General features: G+C 45.9%; 12 protein-coding genes and 6 pseudogenes. 9 read left to right on the forward strand and 9 right to left on the reverse strand.

The window, feature by feature from the left end:
• Positions 1 to 56: 56 nt before the first annotated feature.
• Complete coding sequence (locus BMX17_RS21660) at positions 57 to 737, forward strand: IS6 family transposase (RefSeq protein WP_092664026.1); 681 nt, start codon at positions 57 to 59, stop codon at positions 735 to 737.
• Here BMX17_RS21660 and BMX17_RS27465 read toward each other — a convergent pair.
• From BMX17_RS27465 to BMX17_RS21670, 3 genes are all read right to left on the reverse strand, one after another.
• Entirely contained in the window at positions 661 to 858 is a 198-nt protein-coding gene (locus BMX17_RS27465; protein WP_139203640.1) for an NAD-dependent epimerase/dehydratase family protein, read from the reverse strand. The two genes, BMX17_RS21660 and BMX17_RS27465, sit on opposite strands and share 77 nt — an antisense overlap.
• 240 nt (positions 859 to 1,098) lie before the next feature.
• The gene (locus BMX17_RS21665; protein WP_092664028.1) at positions 1,099 to 1,959 is read right to left on the reverse strand and encodes a glycosyltransferase family 2 protein; all 861 of its coding nucleotides are present in this window, start codon (positions 1,957 to 1,959) and stop codon (positions 1,099 to 1,101) included.
• Between the two features lie 173 nt (positions 1,960 to 2,132).
• The gene (locus tag BMX17_RS21670) at positions 2,133 to 2,963 is read right to left on the reverse strand and encodes a glycosyltransferase (protein WP_092664030.1); all 831 of its coding nucleotides are present in this window, start codon (positions 2,961 to 2,963) and stop codon (positions 2,133 to 2,135) included.
• A gap of 98 nt (positions 2,964 to 3,061) precedes the next feature.
• On the opposite strand from BMX17_RS21670, the gene BMX17_RS21675 reads away from it, so the two are divergent.
• The 5 genes from BMX17_RS21675 to BMX17_RS21690 all read left to right on the forward strand — a co-directional run bounded on the left by BMX17_RS21675 (position 3,062) and on the right by BMX17_RS21690 (position 8,519).
• The gene (locus BMX17_RS21675; protein WP_092664032.1) at positions 3,062 to 4,561 is read left to right on the forward strand and encodes a sugar nucleotide-binding protein; all 1,500 of its coding nucleotides are present in this window, start codon (positions 3,062 to 3,064) and stop codon (positions 4,559 to 4,561) included.
• Entirely contained in the window at positions 4,558 to 5,040 is a 483-nt protein-coding gene (locus BMX17_RS21680; protein ID WP_092664034.1) for an HAD hydrolase family protein, read from the forward strand. The genes BMX17_RS21675 and BMX17_RS21680 overlap by 4 nt, the downstream gene beginning before the upstream one ends.
• Position 5,041: 1 nt before the next feature.
• The gene (locus BMX17_RS21685) at positions 5,042 to 6,793 is read left to right on the forward strand and encodes an NTP transferase domain-containing protein (protein ID WP_092664036.1); all 1,752 of its coding nucleotides are present in this window, start codon (positions 5,042 to 5,044) and stop codon (positions 6,791 to 6,793) included.
• Positions 6,794 to 7,034: 241 nt separating this feature from the next.
• Complete coding sequence (locus tag BMX17_RS25430) at positions 7,035 to 7,673, forward strand: hypothetical protein (protein ID WP_139203641.1); 639 nt, start codon at positions 7,035 to 7,037, stop codon at positions 7,671 to 7,673.
• A 123-nt stretch (positions 7,674 to 7,796) separates the two neighbouring features.
• The gene (locus BMX17_RS21690) at positions 7,797 to 8,519 is read left to right on the forward strand and encodes a LicD family protein (protein WP_170845516.1); all 723 of its coding nucleotides are present in this window, start codon (positions 7,797 to 7,799) and stop codon (positions 8,517 to 8,519) included.
• A 54-nt stretch (positions 8,520 to 8,573) separates the two neighbouring features.
• Here the strand turns inward: BMX17_RS21690 and BMX17_RS25435 are convergent, their stop codons facing one another.
• Both BMX17_RS25435 and BMX17_RS21700 read right to left on the reverse strand, forming a co-directional pair.
• Entirely contained in the window at positions 8,574 to 10,109 is a 1,536-nt protein-coding gene (locus BMX17_RS25435; protein ID WP_139203642.1) for a hypothetical protein, read from the reverse strand.
• 841 nt (positions 10,110 to 10,950) lie between these two features.
• A pseudogene (locus BMX17_RS21700) lies at positions 10,951 to 12,121 on the reverse strand (ISH3 family transposase).
• Between the two features lie 82 nt (positions 12,122 to 12,203).
• Here BMX17_RS21700 and BMX17_RS21705 point away from each other — a divergent pair.
• Together BMX17_RS21705 and BMX17_RS21710 are read left to right on the forward strand one after the other, a co-directional pair.
• Positions 12,204 to 12,473, forward strand: a pseudogene (locus BMX17_RS21705) (integrase core domain-containing protein); the annotation flags it as partial.
• A gap of 64 nt (positions 12,474 to 12,537) precedes the next feature.
• Entirely contained in the window at positions 12,538 to 13,593 is a 1,056-nt protein-coding gene (locus BMX17_RS21710; RefSeq protein WP_211611420.1) for a CgeB family protein, read from the forward strand.
• A 13-nt stretch (positions 13,594 to 13,606) separates the two neighbouring features.
• On the opposite strand, the pseudogene BMX17_RS21715 reads toward BMX17_RS21710, so the two are convergent.
• From BMX17_RS21715 to BMX17_RS21730, 4 pseudogenes are all read right to left on the reverse strand, one after another.
• Positions 13,607 to 14,203, reverse strand: a pseudogene (locus BMX17_RS21715) (IS6 family transposase).
• Between the two features lie 12 nt (positions 14,204 to 14,215).
• Positions 14,216 to 15,029 (reverse strand): annotated as a pseudogene (locus BMX17_RS21720) (IS630 family transposase); the annotation flags it as partial.
• Positions 15,030 to 15,036: 7 nt separating this feature from the next.
• A pseudogene (locus tag BMX17_RS21725) lies at positions 15,037 to 16,130 on the reverse strand (IS630 family transposase).
• A 46-nt stretch (positions 16,131 to 16,176) separates the two neighbouring features.
• Positions 16,177 to 16,362: pseudogene (locus BMX17_RS21730) on the reverse strand (helix-turn-helix domain-containing protein); the annotation flags it as partial.
• A gap of 162 nt (positions 16,363 to 16,524) precedes the next feature.
• Between BMX17_RS21730 and BMX17_RS21735 the strand changes: the two are divergent.
• Positions 16,525 to 17,709, forward strand: a complete 1,185-nt coding sequence (locus BMX17_RS21735) for an O-antigen ligase family protein (protein ID WP_092664044.1) — start codon at positions 16,525 to 16,527, stop codon at positions 17,707 to 17,709.
• Positions 17,710 to 17,779 lie beyond the last annotated feature (70 nt).

The raw sequence follows: 17,779 nt of genomic DNA on the forward strand, positions 1-17,779 counted from the left end.
GGCACTGTCTAGTTGAGGGAGTTTGAGAAGTGAGCAGGTCGTAGTGAGTGGTGCCTATGACACTCAAAGACCTGCTCAGTGAGAATTTGGGAGTGGACGATGAAGATGTTTGGGAGAACGAGCGCACGCCGACACCCGTGCGCTGTTTCGCGGTTCGACTTCACTCGATGGGGCTGTCAGTGCGTGAAGTCGAAGGTGTCTTAGCCTGGCTGGGTGTCGATCGCTGCTATCAGGCAGTCTGGAACTGGAAGGAAAAATTAGCCGAGACACAGAGCGACCCGCCGACGGCGGAGCCGTCGCGGGTCGCGGTTGACGAGAAACAAATCGAGGTAGACGGCGAGAAAAAGTGGCTCTATGCCGCCATCGACACGGACTCAAAACTCCTGCTAGAGGTGGATGTGTACAGCCGCCGCGGGACCGATCCCGCGGCGGCGTTTCTCCATCGCCTCACCGAGAAACACGATGTCGATGAGACGGAGTTTCTCGTCGATGCTGGCGGCTATTTGACTGCCCTTGCTCGCCAGGAATTGAGCGGTCAACTCAACTACAGCGAGCGGAACCATATCGAGAAATGGTTCCAGACCGTCACGATGCGGATCGACCGCTTTCACTCGTTTTGGCGGGGCAGTCAATCAAGCGCGAGACGCTGGCTGCGACGGTTCAGACACTACTACAACCGACATCGATCGAACCAGGCATTAGATGGACGCACGCCCGCCGAGGAGGTGCTGAACTAGACAGTGACGTTTCGGCTGCAGTATCAAGGATACGGACTGTGTTGTCCTCTTGGAATCTGCCGACGAGGTGGCCGCCGATGAATCCCGCGCCGCCCGTGACGAGAATCGTCTGTCCCTCCATCTACACAGCGTGACGGGGTGGTGCAGTTTGTATGTACGGATTGCTGTTCGGTTCTTCCATGTTCTCTTGCTCGAATTGGTAGGCTTCTGCAGCGAAGAGCCCAATATTGGCAAGTGATCGACAGACACCGAGTACAAAGTCGAAGACGGCATTGAGGAACACAGCGAGGATGTTCAGTTGAAGCAATCCATTCTAAGGCCGAGAGGTGACCGCATACGAGAACCATAATTACTAGGTGGATTAGGAATTATTTCTATAAATGTGACCACTTTTCTTCCTGATGTCATTCAAATAGCTCACAGCCCCATTTGGAAGTTGAAACAAATAATAGTAGATAAAATGTTCTTTTATCGGGAGTCTATATCCCCATTTCTCGATGAAATGGCAATAAGATTGGTGGAATTTATTAAAATCTTTTCTAGTCTTTTGATAATCTGACCGGGTGGTTTGATCGTGTGTGAAAGAGATATCTGTAGTCATCACAGCGTCCCATTCAGATTCCATTAGCTGAATTCCTTTATCCAGATCATCAAACCCAATAAAATAATTATCATCCCATATCATTTCGTCAAGAACTTCGCGCCTTATGACCATTGAACCAGCAGGGACATCATCGACGTGGAGATATTTTTTGGTATCATCTATTCCGGTCCAGTTAATATCACTGACTCGAACAACATTTCTAGAAATCTTTATATTTCTCCCTCCACTTCTCACATTTTCGTCCGTGTGAACGAATGGAATCCCGATCACGCCAAGTTGTGGATTCGAGTTGAAAATGTTCTTGGTCTTCTCAAACCAGGCATCGTCTACATACATATCATCATCCAGGCTGGCAATAAAAGGAGTGTCAATATTATTAAAAAGTTTTTTTCTTGCAGGAGAACAACCTATGTTTGTGTTCCCATATATTATTTCTATCTCACCATTTTCATCCAAGTGTGATAAATAGTTATCTATCTTATTATTTAGGTGTCCATTGTTGTAGATTTTGATTTTATATGGGACCTCAGTATTATTTTCAATACATTTAATAGTATTTTTAAGTTTTTCTAGTTTGTTATAATGGACAATAGTGATCGTGACAATTGGATCATCCATCCCTATCTGGTCGTATTTAGGACACCAAGTAATTATTCTTTGGTTGTGTGAAGTGTATCATCAACGGTAATACCCCAGATTCTAATAAATAAACAAACATCTTTGCATACTGGCTACACACGATTGCTATTTTTATAGGGTGCGCTACAACGGATTCTGACTCTTGGTTGATTTTATTTTTCACGTGTGAATTTCTGATATATATAGTTACGAATTTGATTAGGGACAAGGCGTACTGGAACGCGAAGAGTCAGGTTCCGCAAAGCTTCAGCAGGAGATATAAATCCATTGCGAAAAAACTCGACTTGCTGACTCAATTCGGATCGAGCGTATCGCATCCCACCCCTACGTTTGTACATTTCTGGCCCAGCCCTGACGTGTAGGAGTATACAGGGCAAATTTGCTGCTGTAGCCCCGTCAAGAAGCATCCGGGACCAGAGATCCCAATCTTCGAATGGGTCCCTAGCTCGATAATTGCCGGCAGATAAAACGGTGTCAGTCCGCATCACTACAGTTGCGTGATTAAATGGACTCCGGAAGCGAGCTAGCTTCGAGATTTCTTCATGAGATGTTGGCACTTTCCTGACTCCTACCGTTGTATCAGGGTTATCGGTAAATTCGGCAATAAACCCACCTACTATATCAACTTCAGGATTCTTTTCCAAGTATGATGTCTGTTTCTCAAAACGATTCTGAGTACTAATGTCATCTGCATCCATTCTAGCGATATAGTCACAACTACAGTGTTTTACTCCTATTTTCAGGGCATACCCAAGACCGGCGTTCTCCTCTAGAATTACTTGCTTAACTGGGATACTTGTTTTTCCGCTCCTCCGTTCAATTATTTGCTCTAGTTCTCTAGTTAAAGGCCCATCCCTCACAATCACCAGTTCATCAGGGGGTTGAGTCTGATCAACAACGCTAGATATTGCAGTATTTAGTTGCTCTGGACTATCTCCATAATACACCGGTAGCAGAACTGATAAATCAGGTCTCTTGGTCATTAATCACTCTGTTGGACTTCGGATTTATAAATATCTGGGAGTCAATTCCCAATTCCAAAACGAAGTATTAAGCCGTGAGGGGCAATTCAGATATAACTATGGATGTACTGATAACTGGCTCCTCTGGGTTTCTGGGTAATCGGTTTCAGGAACTATTAGGTAAGGATCATAATGTGGCAGGTACTTATTATAAAAATGCACACCGAAGTGGACATCAATTAGACATCACCCACAGACCAGGTGTGATTTCACTTTTTCAAGACCTGAATCCGGACGTCGTTATACATACAGCTGCTATTGCTGATCCAGATACTTGTTATAATTTCGAACAGAATGCTTTTGAAGTGAATGTACAGGGTACAGAAAACGTTGCTGAGGCCGCTAAACGAGTCGGCGCAAAATTAGTACACATATCGACATCTTTTGTGTTTCCGGCTGGCGGTGAATTTCGGCCTAATGATGAACCGAATCCGCAGACAGTTTATGGACAGACCAAATACAAAGCCGAAAGAGCTGTTTGCGAGGCGAGCGATAATTCTGTCATCCTTCGGTGTCCAAAACTATTCGGCAATGGTAGACAAAATGAAGTGCGGGATATAACGAGTTCTATTCTTTACCGCCTCTCTGAAGAAGAATCGATTGAGCTTGATGATACTGTAAAACGCTTTCCAGTTTTCGTAGATGATGTGGTTTCTGCTACTGAACAGTTAATTGATGTTGGTGCTACTGGAATATATCATATTAGCACTGATAAACCGTATACGAAATACGAGTTCGGAAAGGAAGTTGCTGAGATATTTAATTCTGGTGGACAAATCATCCCTGGTGAAAAAAATCCGCCAGCAGAAAGACCATCAAATATCAAGTTGAACACGGATAGTCTCCAAAGACTCGGTGTCAACATTTCACCAGTCTCAGTGGCTCTTGATACCCTCAAACACCAGCGTGCATGTTCGTTCAAAGCAATTTATTCTTTCAAACCCGATCAGATGGTCGAAGGAAAAAGTGCGAGCAAAATACGTGCAGAATTGGGGAAAGAACTAGGACGGGGGGACAACATTGAGGCAGATATGGTGGTACCGGTTCCTGAATCTGGAATTTATCCGGCTACTGGATATGCTGACGAGACAGGAATCCCATTATACCACGGCATTATCCGGGATTACGAGACCGAGCGAACACTGTACGAACCTAACATCGAAGATCGGACCCGTAAGCTTAGAAAAAAACTGGTTGCAGTCCAAGACATCCTCGAAGGTAAACGCGTCGTTCTGGTTGACGAGGCAATAATTTCAGGCCTGACGCTTGCGACAGTTATCGACAAGTGCCAGTCAGCAGGAGTCGAAGAGATACACGTAAGAATACCCTCACCACCGATGCGGACCCAGTGCTCTTACGGAGTTTTATCCGACGATGCTGAGCTCGTTGCTGACACAAATGGTCTTGGTTCAGATCGAGAAAGTATTCAAACTCATTTAGAACAGAAATTCAATCTGTCAAGTCTTCAGTATCTGTCAGTAGAAGATTTCAAAAGAATTGTTCCGTCGGATTATGGATACACGTGTACCAACTGTTTCTACGGGGATGAAGACCGATGATTTCCATCATATTCCTCGATTGTGACGGGATCTTGACAACTGGTACGTATCTTTATGACGACTCAGGCAAGCAATACAAGGAATTCAGTTCGGTGGATAGCAACGGGATCAATGAAGCACTAGAAGGAGGCCTTACCGTTGAAGTAATTAGCTCCGATCCAACCGGCGGTGACATAAACGAGGCTCGTTGCAACGATATGGGAATTCCGTACCACCGTGCAGTAGAGCAATCGAAGGATGTCGTCGCTTCCCGGCGACTTGAGGAACTTGGTGAAAAATGGGGAAGCGTAGCTATGATGGGGGACGACGTGACTGACCTAGAAGTTCTCAAACAGGCGCAAGTTCCGGTAACCGTCCCCAACGCAGTTGAGGAAGTCAAACAGATCGTTAGAGAGAGAGACGGATACGTAACGAACAGGCAGGGAGGACGTGGTGCCGTTGCTGAAGCTATCCGTTACATTCTCAGTGAGCAATACTAATATGAGGGTCCTGACACTCGCAGCTGGTCTCGGAAGTAGACTTGTGCCGTCATTAGAGAAACCAATACCGAAGGCGCTCATTTCGTTGGGATCAGAAAATCTCCTCGAACGTCAGGTACGGCAACTTTCGAATTCTGAAGAAACGCTGCACACTGCTGTTATAGGTAGACAGGGTGAATGCTGGACAGAAGACTACATTCGGCAGTTCCAAGAAACCGTGGATAAGACTATTGTGAACGAACGAAACGCCGAGACAGAGGCAGGATACAGCTTCCTGCTGGGTCTCGAATCGATTCCGGAAGGCGAGGATGTGCTCGTAATAGATGGTGACATCGTCGCTGAGGATGAACTGCTTCTAGGATTCCGTGATCACGGAGCCGAGAATGTCGCGCTCGTCAGAGCTGTCGAGACGAAGGTGGGCTTCGACCGAGGTGCTTGCGTCAGTTTCACTTCCAAAGGTGAGCGCATAGAGAGGTGCGGCTTCGACGTACAGAGTAACTACGTCTACAGCGGTGCTATGCGGCTTTCTTCCTCATGTGTCAAGTCGTTATCCAAGTTGAAGCCTGAAGAGTACGAACAGGAACAGCTGGCTACGCTAATAGATGAAATAGCACAGGAATCTGAGCTGACTGGCTACACGGTTAATCCACAGGCGAGGACTATCCCTACAGTTGATGAGCCCTTGGACGGGTATTCTGGGACGGGAGAAACGACACTCGAAAAACGAAAAAACCGGATAACAAAACGAGCACATAGCGAGTCAAAGAAGCTTCGTGATGAGATTGACAGGCTTAGACACGGCCACTCACGTTTTCCCAATCACTTCCCCGAAATACTGGAAGTCTCTTTGTTCGACGAAGAACCCTCATATGAGATGCCTGACTACACTGAAAGAGGCTATCAACCTCTTGATGAAATCTTGCGTTCCGGAACCGCTCCGGATGTGCTTGTGGACCTCGCTGAAGATCCGCTAAGGTTTATCTCAGAAGAGTTTGGTGAAGAGGCGGACCCGATACCTGGACTGTATAAGAATACGTTCCTTCCGAAGATACAGACGCGATATTCGGGTATCAAAGAGGCGACACCCAGGTTTGAATCAGTTGCAGAGGCGGAGAGAATTAGTGTGGATGGAGAGCGAATACCCGGTCTTGCGAAAGTGAAGCAAGTACTCGAAAGTGATACCGAGTTCCTTGGACGACTCGAACCCACTTATATGACAGATTTTCACGGGGATTTCAAGCCTGATAATATTCTTGTAGATAAAAAAAGTGGAGACTTCCTTCTGATCGATCCCCGCGGACGTTCGGAGATAGGCACTACGACACACGATCCAATCTACGATCTCGCTAAGTTTCTTACGTCTACGTATGGTTACTATACAGCATTCAAACACGGTGACTTTGAGCTATCAGTAGAAGTTGGACCAGCAGTGGCGGTCAAGTATGAGATAGTGGGGAAAAACCGGGGTTACGAAAAACTAACCGAGGCGGTTCTTACACAGGTTGAAAGAATAAATGGTGACGACGATTGGAAAGTTCGTGTGGACGCACTAACTGGCTTACTTCTCATCGCAAATGCACCAGTTCATATTGATGGGGATCAGGATCAGATGGCAGTTGTAGAACTCGTACGCGGTCTAGAACTGTTTGAGCAAGCGCGTACAAAGTTCAAATCAAGAACAAATGATACAGGCGATGTCATAAACATCAATACAGGTACAGATCTTGACCACGCTCAGAGCATATTTGACTAAAATATGCCGAATATAAACTAAATTACGATAGAATATAAAAATGAAAAGAATGTTCTCATTGATAAAACATGCTGGAGTAAAGAGGACTTTTGAAATCGGATGTGATCAAGCCTTTGTCAATATATTTAAATATATTGACACAGATGTATATGACTATATCGCACGCACATACTATCGTCGGAGATATCCGTGTGACACTGATTTGTATGACGCTCCACTGGACCCCTATCGGATCAGATGGGTGAGTGTTGATACAATTTCACGTCTTAGTGCGAGAAAGATCCCATCGTGGACTAATATACCACAATTGTTGGGGAAGGTTTCAGATGGAGACTGGGATAGAAATAAATTAGCCCCGATACAATCAGACTACCAAAACAGGTATGAATATGATTACCAAACAGTAGATGGTGAATATTTCTTCAAAACTATTTTTTTCCAATCCATGAAGGCGCATTTTGTATCAAATGAAAATTGGGAAGATACAGATTTATATGAGTTACTCAGAGAGGGGATTGACTCCAACTACCCAGTTTATCGTGGTATTTCCAGTGAAGCAGAACTAAAAAATAGATGTGAGTATATAGATGATTTATATAGGAATATAAAACAAAACGGTTACAAGACACAGGATGAATTGCATCCTGAGACTCGGTTAATGAAACGCAGAAGAAACGAAATCCTCGTTGATATTAGTCGAGAGGGCGAATTTCTCTTTGTTGAAAACAGAACTCGGCTTGCAATTGCAAAATTATTAGATATCGACGTTATTCCAGTCGTAGTTTTAGTTCGCCACGAAGATTGGATGGAACATAGAGAGAAATTATTTAAAGAGAGAAAATCTGAGTCCCATCCAGATTTGATTGAATTTACCTCATAGCCACCAGCGAGATATTGGTCAGAATCGTGAATACGTTCACTGTATTAGTAAGATACTATACCAAAGCTTCTTAGAACACTCAGTGGATACTGTAGTCAATAGCTCAAAATGACGAAGAGTAATATGGGTGCCCTCAATACCATTCGTGATTTACTGGAGGAAGATAGTCTCAATTATTGGGTTCACGCTGGGACGCTACTTGGTCTAATCCGTGAAGGACGACTCTTGGAAACGGACCCAGATATCGACATCGGAATTTGGCTTAGTGATGTTGATCAACTACTCTCTATTGTCAACAGTATTGGAGGATACCGGACAGAGATATACACCTACAACGGTACACCGTATCAAATAAAATTGAAACCGAGTATCAAAACAAACCGAATTATTGACTTTACAGTTTTTAGGTCTGATACCACAATCGCTTGGGCCCCAATGCCGGTTGCCAATCCTCTGAAAGTAGCACAAACAACCACGGACTACATGATGAATTTCCATAGAGTAACGATCTATTTGGTCTGGAAACTACTATTTGACGGTTACAGAGGATATGGTGGATTCTTTAAAGGGAAGACTAGTTCGTCAGTTGAAATCACTCAATTACCCGAAAGCGCGTTTTATACAGTAGGTACGCTTGTAGTCCCGAAACATTATTTTGACCAGCTTTGCATGGTGGACGATTTTAATATTCCAGCCCCAAATCCCCCGACAGAATATCTTCGGTACAAGTTTGGAGACTGGCAGAATCCAGTCAATAATTGGCATTTCTGGACGGATGATGCTGCAATCAAGCAAGCGCCCCCTGAGCAGGTTATCGATAGTCAGACGAGGTTGGATAGGTTCTAAAAGTAGACAATTTCACTAATATATAAATAAACAAATATAATACGTTCGATAAAATTATGTATATTCATTCAACAATTGATAAGTATGATGGTTGTGTCGATAATTATCAGATACATGAATGAGGTTGTCATATTCATAAGAATTGATTCTCTCTCGGAATTTTTTGCGACACGCATCTTTTAATTCTCGTGTCACAACCGAATACGGCTCGGGTTCAAGCTTTTTTGCCATTTGGCTATTCTCAAGATCAAGCAACAGTACTCGTATCTTACCGATATTTGGTTCCAGTGTACGGATTTTCTTTTCTATAATCCAGTCTCTAGACCTATGATCCGCTGTATACAATTCTCGGACAAACTCATCAAATCCATCTTGTATCTCATAATCTACTTGTTCAACTGTGTTAACACCAGTGTAGTGACGAATATATTCCACAATCTCATCAAAAATATGCCGTGCTGGGGGCCACAATACTACATAGAAATACATCCCATTCTTTTTAAATAATTCGTGTTTCCGTTCAATCAATAATTCGGACAATCCAGAATCTAAGTTCAAGGGCGATGTTGTAGCAGTCTTTGTCGGTTCACCACTTTCGATCTCGATTGGTGTCATAACGTTATTGGACGATAATTCGGTTGCCAACCGATTCTCACCGCGAATGAGCTCTCCATTTTTATTCACTGTGACCGTCTCAGTATCATCAATGTGAAAATCATATATTTTTTGCAGCTGTTCACTATGAGTCTGTGAAATGGAATTCGTTTTGTCAAGATTATAAGCAATCAATTGCCACCCTTTGAATTCTCCACGTTCGTAATATGTATTAAGAATAGCTGGAATTGGGAGTTGGTGTTGTAGTCCTTGTGTTCTTAGATCTCCTACAGCATTCAGATACCGAATTCTTCCACCTACATTAATTAGACTCTCAATCTTGTCGTAAAACGGGAGCAGTTCTCTCTCGGACAGTCTGTATAGAGATAATTCCAACGTTTTGCGGACCCCACGGATCTGTAGTGAATTATGTATTTTCTTAATGATAGAACCGTTTTGAGCCTGTTCGTCTGGTGGCTTCAACTGGACAAGGTCCCAGTTCCATAGTTGGCTTCCTATCAATCCGGAATCTTCGATCAAACGAATGTCTTCGAGGTCTTTGGGTCGCTTCTGAATGTACTTTTTGGAAAGAACTAGTTCAAGCCGAAGTATCTTGAGAGAGTTTATTTCGTAATGGTACTTCTCGTTTTCAATTATATCGTCACAATTAATGTCGAATTCTGAAAAGCTATCTGGTGGGCCAATATCCAAGTATCCGGTGTTGTTATATTCGTCTTTATTAACGACGATTCCACCTCCCGAATTTATTTCACAATCTGATCTATCTTTCGCAATGTCGTGTATCCTTTGATATTGCTCATCGGTGAGTATTATATCGACATCTCTGTTTTCTCGAATGCCAAATACAGATAACACTGCACTATCAATGATACAAAATTCAGTTTGATCTATTCCGAACTCTTCAGTGAATTTAGTGAGTTTCTCTTTCCCCCTAAACCTAAACGAGTCTATTTCACCGGGGAGCTTCTCCGACACATTAACCCGTCTGGCTAAGGCATAAATTACTCTTTCTATTCTTATCAACACAATCCCTTGATTACGTTCTCTGAACAATACTATCGCTACTTCTCAACCAGTATGAGCAACGGAGCTAATACTGTCGGCTGAAAGCTTTTCAAAGAAACGCACGTCGTATCGATATTGCATCCCTCGACAACGTCTTTACCAAAGTCCTCCGCCAAGACTTGGCAGAGGTCAAGAGAAAAAAAGCCCTCCCATCGGCTTATCGCGGCAATCAACTACCTCGAAGAAGGCGACGTTAGCAGAGGCCGCTGAACGCTATGGATACACTGCTGGCTGGCTCTCGCGGTGGCTTGACCGACCGAACGGCTCGCTGACGAGCCGTTCGAGGAGATCGGCTACGACGAACCACGAGACAGGAGACCGTCCGAACTCTCTGAACAAGAGTCAGTCGCTCACATCGGGTTAGAGGAGCGTCTGCTTGGGAAGAGTGTTGCCTCGTTTTGCGTCCGGTTGAGGAAGGCTACAGGCACTCTCTCGGGGATATTCCGTCACTTTTACCCTGAAATGGACGCCGTCTGGCGATATGGCATCGCTCAGACGGCTAGCGTGGATGTGTCGAGACCTGGCCAGACAGCATGTCGGTACTTCCTGAACGAGTCGAGAAAGTGCTGCCTGAACGCCACAAAACAATCACTTTCTGTATGATTTGGCGGTCAGTCTCGGCTGCTGCGGCGGCGTAGATCGAGACAAGTCCAATTCACCGCTCCGAACAGACGATATGACCCGGACTTCGATGGTCTCTGCCGGCAGCTGTCGCTCACCGCCCAGTGGATAGGCCGTGGGCTGACCCCGGTCAGCCCACGGCCGGTGCCTGTGACGCCGGCACGCCAACCCCGTTCGCTTTGATCTCCCACCGCCGACGTAGCTCCTCTTAACTCGTGACGAATCCAGTCACAGAACGTCTTGAACGTGAACTCCTCAGGCAGGTCGCGCCCGCCCCGCCGCGGGCGGGCGACGACCGCCCATCTCAGTACGAGCCACAGGTTCTCCAACAGTGCTGCGACCAACATGATTGCAAATCGCACGACGGGATCACGCGTCGTCGTGATCCCGCGTGCTTGTCGTAGTAACCGATAGCTTGTTTCGATGCCTGAGCGTTTCCTGTAGAGACGTTCGACTTGCTTTGCTGACCGATCAGTAACACCGCAAGCCACGTAGCCGCGAACGACCTCGCCGTGCTTGCCCCGGTCACCGTTCTGGTAGGAGACAACGACCGCGAGCGGGAAGCGCAGTCCCTGCTCGCTGTCCTTGTACATGCGATATGTCGTCATGTACGACTCGTGGGTGTCGAGTTTCTCCTTCATCCGCTCGCCCTTCTTGGGCACGTGAACGACCGGTGCGGCGATATCACGAGCACGGCGGATGACGCGCTCGTTGTAGAAGCCGCTGTCGGCGAGCAGAAGGTCGATTTCGAAGGGATAGTTCTCGACGCGGGCGAGCACGCGCTCGACCGCGTCGGCCTCGTCTTCGTCGTTGCGGACGTAGGTCATCGCCAGCGTCACCGGCTTCCCATTCGAGACGACGTAGGCCGTACAGTAGTGGTGGCAGGTAGTCGTCCCGTCTTTGGTAGCCATCGAGCAGAGTTCGCCTTCGTCAGCGCAGTGCTCGCCGTGGTAGGGGTTATCGACGAAGTCGATGGAGACGATCCTCGACCGGTCAGGGTCGAGAATCGTCATGGCGAGGCGTCCAAGCAGGAGGTTCGCAACGAGGTCAAGCCAGTCTCGATCGAGCGTATGCAGCCACGTCAGAACAGTATCATCGCACGGTGTTCCGTTGGTATCGTTGCAGGTGTCCCAAATCGAGTTCTGGTTGACGCAGGCCAAGATGACGACGAGCCAGATGTCGCCGGGGTCGAGGGGGCTCCCCTCGACACCCGGCAAGGGGAGTGGTGCAATGACTTCTTCCGCTACGTCTTTCACGTCCGAGGCCGAAAGGTACCCGTCTGGGTCGGGGATACTGAACACATCCAGACCCAGACACTTTCTCGTGGTCAACTCGGCGATTCAATTCAGCTGATTACGTCAGTTGGGAAGTACCGATAATCTCGCCGATACAGAGTTTCTCGTCGATGCTGGTGGCTATCTGACTGCCCTCGCACGTCACGAATTGAGCGGTCCCCTCAACTATCGAACTCGGAACCACATCGAAAAGTGGTTCCAGACCGTCGCCATGCGAACCGACCGCTTCCACTCGTTTTGGCGGGGCAGTCAGGCCAGCGCGAAACAGTGGTTACGACGCTTCAGACACCATTATAACCACGAACGACCGAACCAAGCGCTCGACGGACGAACGCCAGCGGAGGAGGTTCTGAATTAAACAGTGCCACCGCTATCAATCGATAGAAATAATAATCTTTTCTTCTGATCGTAGGGATATGAATGTGCTAATATCCGGACCTAAGTATCAGTCATATTGTCATTCTGTTGCTAAACCATTCGAACAGAAAGGACATATTGTAGACTTCGTCTTTCGGCCACCATATCGAGGGCGATTAGCTTCACGAATCGCATCATATTACGCTAAATTGACAAATAATGACGGGAAAATAGAGATTGATCGTAGGAACTCTTTTTTAAATAAAAAAACAACTAACGCATATAATGCAGAATTAGTAGATAAAATTAATGAGACAGATCCGGAGCTATTATTGATTATAAAAGGCGAACGAGTTAGACCATCAACTATACAAAAAATATCGAAAAAATATAATTGTACCACAGTATTATGGTGTTATGATAAAGGTGCGAGATTCCAAAATGTAGTCAATGGGGCTAAATATTATGATTATGTATTTTCATTTGAGCCCTCTGATAAGAATGATTTTAAACAATACGACATAGATTGTAAAATCCTTCCTATGGCATTTGATCCCAATTATTACAATACAATAAATATAAAAGAAGATATAGATATCTCATTTATTGGACGGATGCACTGTGAGTATCGTAAAGAGATACTTGAGTTTCTTATAAAGAATCTTGAAGAGTATAACGTCCAGGTTTGGGGAAAGGCATGGTCATTACTAAATCCGTTCCAACTATACGAGTATAAATTGTCTCGTCGACAATTAGGGAACAAAATAAATAATTACGATATAGAACATAACACAATAAATCGTATCTATAATAGGTCTAAAATATGCTTAAATATTCACCATCCTCAATCAGTTATGGGAACGAACCCAAGGACGTTTGAGATAGCTGGATCTGGAGGATTCCAGTTAACCGATGAAACAGAGCAAATAAAATCTTTATTTGACGTAGGAGAGGAGATTGTTACGTATCAAGACAAAAACGACCTACTTGAGAAGATATTGTACTATATTGAACGGAAAGAGGAACGTGAGCAAATAGGACTTAATGCGAACGAAATAGCCCATAATAAACATACATTCAATCATCGTGTAAACACTTTACTTAAGAATGTACATATATAGATGGCGGTAGCGTTCAGTTTAGAGCATTGTGCCACGGGCGAAGCACTGTCACCAATTTTCGGCGTTTTTCCCGTTCGACGTTACTGAAGCAATTCGAAAACGACGAGGTACGTTGTTTCGGATCTCGAAATATCCGTTCGACAGCATTCCGATTTCCGTGGTGACGCATCTGAAATCGGAGGCCTGCCCGTTGAAGTGCAGTTTGGTGGTGTTTCGCGCCGTCAACGAGAAAGACGGAGGTTTGGACATCATGTTTTTCCCATAGTTCGCGCAGGAGAAACTATGTGAGGGCAGTCATAGTTATTGAAAACAGCCGGACGTGAAGCAGATCGTTCGGAGTTGGATCGGCGGCAGCGTACAGCCAGTATTGCTGATTGTTGATGCGAGTCACTGTTTCGTCAAGCACAATCTGATTCTGAGATTTTCCAGAGTCGGGCTGTAGATCGGCATTCTACACCCAATCGTGAAAGGCTTTTCGACTGCTTCGGACACGCGGCTTGTCAAGTAATCAGACGGTATTCGCCAGCGAGAGGCCCTCAAAGTGGGTGTGAATATCCAGCGCCCTCGCTGACTCAAATGTCCGCTCGCGCTCCACAAAATCCAAATCAATCTATAGTAGTAGTTAGAAATAGTTGCTCACTTTAGGAACAGAGAGTTTGTCGAGAGCTGTATCGATCGCTGTCGTTAGCTCGTCGAGCGAGTCAAAGAAACGGTTGCTAAGAGCCTTTTGCAGCTGTCTCCAGCATTTTCTTCGACCGGGTTGAGTTCCGGTGAGTACGAAGGTAACGTCACGAAGGCGAGGTCGTCACGGGCCGCCAGGTCCGTGACGGCCGACGCCTGAAAATACGGCGCTCCGTCCAGCACGATGAGCAAGTCATCTTCGAATTCTTCGCATAATGCTAAAATGAAATATTTCGCGTGTTCGGCCGTGACGTACTCGGTGAATCGAGAGAAGAAGCGATCACCGTTCTCGGTGATCGCGCCCAGTAGACACGTCCAATCGCGCTGGCCGGAGAGTTCGACAGCGGGCCGCGTGCCGCGCGGAAACCACGCGGCACGCGGCTCGACTTGCACGGATTTCTTGGTTTGATCGATACAGACTACGGTGGCGTCCATCTCCCGCCGCTTTTTTTGAGCTCTTCGTGGAACGCTTCTTGTTCGTCTTCATCGGCTTCGGCGGCTGAACGGCGTGGTTTTTGATAGCTCAATCCCGCTTCTTTCAGCAACCGCCGACAACTCGGGATTGAATACTCGACGCCGTACGTTTCTTCGAGAAACTCTTGGGCGAGCGCCGGCGTCCACGCCGGCGCGTCGATTCCGGCCTCTTCAGGTGGGTCGTGAACAGTTGCTTCAAATTCTTTTTGATGTATTTCTGAGAGTTTTCGCTTTCTCCCGGTTCGTTTATCATCAGAGACAGCCTGCTCAAGCGACTCGTCATAATGATCAAGGAAACTTTTGCAGATCGAGGAACTTCTGACACCAGTCTTTTGCAAAACTGATTCGCTGTGTCACTTGATCGAACACGTCCTTGACGAGTTCGTGGAACTCGTCTTCGTCCTCAACGATGATCGGTGCCATCGTCCACTTGAGGTATTTCCAGACCTGCTCGATCGGGTTGAGATGCGGCGATCCTGATGGAAGAACACGAGATCGATGCCAAGTTGATGCGCACGCTTGCGCGTGTATTCACAGACGTGTGAACCGTGCTTGTCCAAGACGAGCAGAATCCGCTTGCCGGGATTCTGCTCGCGGACCGCTTCTAACACCTCACAAATCCGTTCCTTCTCTTCAGTTTCTTTCCAGCGAACCGTACTTTCCCCGTTCAGTGCGTAGAATCCAACCGCCGAGTCCTCTGTCTTGACTAACGGCCGTTCCACGTGTGAATCGTCTACGTACCAGACACGGCGGGAATTATCGTACGGCTGTGGCTGTGACGCATCGAAAAACCCGAGAACAGTTCCGCCATCTGTACAAACATCGTCGTCAACAGTCCACCCTTCTTCGTCGTCTCCTTCCTCTCTGTTGTGAGGGCCGTCATCCTCGTCGAGCGCGTCGGCGACGCGCTCGTCGAGAATCTCTTCTGAATTCTCCGGCCGATGTGGACGCTTTGGGCGGGGTTTTGCATACGACAGACCCAGCTCACGGAGAAATTGCCCGAGGTAATCCGGATGATATTCGACATCGAACTCCTCTTTGAGGAGATACTGAATCTCCTGTGATTTCCACGGCTGGCCGTCTCGAAGCATCTCCACCAGCTCTTCTTGTTCGTCTTCGTCGAGTTTCGGGGGCCGACCGCCCCCGAAACTCGGCATCAATCCCTCAAGTCCACCCTCGTTCCAGGCATCCGCCCATCGCCTCCCGGTCGCTGCCGACCTGCCCTCACGGTCGGCAGCTTCCGCAACCGAATCGCCGTAATAGAGGTTCTTCAGAAACCCTAGCCGCTCTTTTCAGCGATCATCTGTGGCTTCACGAAGGAGTTCATCGATTTTCTTCTCTGGGAGATGATACGTGATCTCTTTTCGACGCTCTCCGCTCATTGCTTTGTAATCGAACGTGACCGACAAAGGTTTTCTCGCTCATTATATCGAGTCGCTTGAGCCAGTTGTAGATCGTCCGCCGCTGGACATCGTACCACTCGGCTAACTCAGTTTGCGAAACACCGTTTTTGTACGCAATTGCCGCTAAAAGCCGTTGTGTCGGCTTCTTTCCGTCCACGTTGTCGAGAGCGTCTTGCAATTCCTCGACGACGATCTCGTCGAGATGATTCATTAGCTACTGTAACCCCCTTTGGGTAAAAAGTTCTAACGGTTACTATAGTCTCTATTTCCACTGAGGTAGTTGATTTCTGACATAGGCACTAAGCAATCCGTCGTCATTGCGACCACTAATGGAACAGAAATATATTTGTGAAGTGAATACCCTCCTCTCATAATGAGTACCAATCATAGGTGGCTTTACATAAGTTTATTACTAATAGGACTTCTCCCATATATCACCGGTAATTTTCTAACCTATAGCCTTACAATAATTTTGTATATCTTGGCTTTAGTGTTACTTGTTTTGATGAACAAATCGATCAATCTCACGGTGAGTTCACTCCTCTTCTTGGGAGCATTAACTATAATTTATATAATACATATGTTTGTACACACACCTATTCACGTGGGTATTTGGAGTCCGACGATTAGGAGCCCTGTCTTAATCCTCTCGATTCTTGTTAACATATTTGTTTTACCTCGTCTATTATCCTTGGATAGTTTTTTCAAGATCACTTCTATATTTTCAGTAATACTGGTTTTAATCGGGCTTCCGTCGGTCATATTGGGCCCTTATTCAATTATTGTACCAATTGAACCTCATCCTGCCCAACACGACTTTTTACCTACACCATTGCTTTCATCTATTTTTGCTGGACCAAACAGCTTGGCAAGAATTGCATTGCCGTCTACGATATTTTCCTTCTCTCTAATGTTAGTTTATAAGAATAGATTATATAGTACAATCTTTTTAATAAATTCTGCCGGGCTATTCCTATCCTATAGTAGAATAAATCTTGGCGCTCTTTTAGTGGGCATAACAATGTTTTTATTGTATATAATTTTTGATAGGAATATAGAATATACATTTCCCATAGCTGGGGCTGTAATAGGAGTTACTGTCGTTATTATCAGCTATGGTCTAATGCCAGATCTACCTATTATACCTCAAGTTCATGTCTCTGGGAGAGACGTTTTATGGAACGCTACACTTCAAGCTAGTACCGATAATCCATTAATCGGATTTGGACCGGGAAATCAAGGAGAGGATATTCAGCCCTACATTACCGACCCTCGGTATGCGGGACTGAACCCGCATAGCGCTTATTTTCGTCTTTTATTGTCCACTGGCATCATTGGACTAATATCGTATCTTATGTTCCTGATTACAAATATAGTTCTACAGTCAAAACAAGTAACGGACTATTTTTCATTAGGATTATTAATCGCTGCGATAATAGTCTGTATAAATCAGATTACAGGTAGTTATTCACTCTTCGGGTTGTCTCCGTGGTCTATGATTGCCGGAATGACATTTGGATTTATAATAAAGAGATCGTGTAGTTCCCATTATTCCTGATTGCTGAATCAGGTTCTGGAGGTAAACCAACGGGATGAGAGCAACCGATTCATTGAGTCGGGCACAGACG

This window comes from Halorientalis persicus (assembly GCF_900110215.1).
Classification (GTDB): Archaea; Halobacteriota; Halobacteria; order Halobacteriales; family Haloarculaceae; genus Halorientalis; species Halorientalis persica.

Excerpts from the sequence above, each read along its gene's own strand:
- BMX17_RS21660 (WP_092664026.1), top strand. The coding sequence starts at position 57 with ATGACACTCAAAGACCTGCTCAGTGAGAATTTGGGAGTGGACGATGAA.
- BMX17_RS27465 (WP_139203640.1), bottom strand. The coding sequence starts at position 858 with ATGGAGGGACAGACGATTCTCGTCACGGGCGGCGCGGGATTCATCGGC.
- BMX17_RS21665 (WP_092664028.1), bottom strand. The coding sequence starts at position 1,959 with ATGGATGATCCAATTGTCACGATCACTATTGTCCATTATAACAAACTA.
- BMX17_RS21670 (WP_092664030.1), bottom strand. The coding sequence starts at position 2,963 with ATGACCAAGAGACCTGATTTATCAGTTCTGCTACCGGTGTATTATGGA.
- BMX17_RS21675 (WP_092664032.1), top strand. The coding sequence starts at position 3,062 with ATGGATGTACTGATAACTGGCTCCTCTGGGTTTCTGGGTAATCGGTTT.
- BMX17_RS21680 (WP_092664034.1), top strand. The coding sequence starts at position 4,558 with ATGATTTCCATCATATTCCTCGATTGTGACGGGATCTTGACAACTGGT.
- BMX17_RS21685 (WP_092664036.1), top strand. The coding sequence starts at position 5,042 with ATGAGGGTCCTGACACTCGCAGCTGGTCTCGGAAGTAGACTTGTGCCG.
- BMX17_RS21690 (WP_170845516.1), top strand. The coding sequence starts at position 7,797 with ATGGGTGCCCTCAATACCATTCGTGATTTACTGGAGGAAGATAGTCTC.
- BMX17_RS21735 (WP_092664044.1), top strand. The coding sequence starts at position 16,525 with ATGAGTACCAATCATAGGTGGCTTTACATAAGTTTATTACTAATAGGA.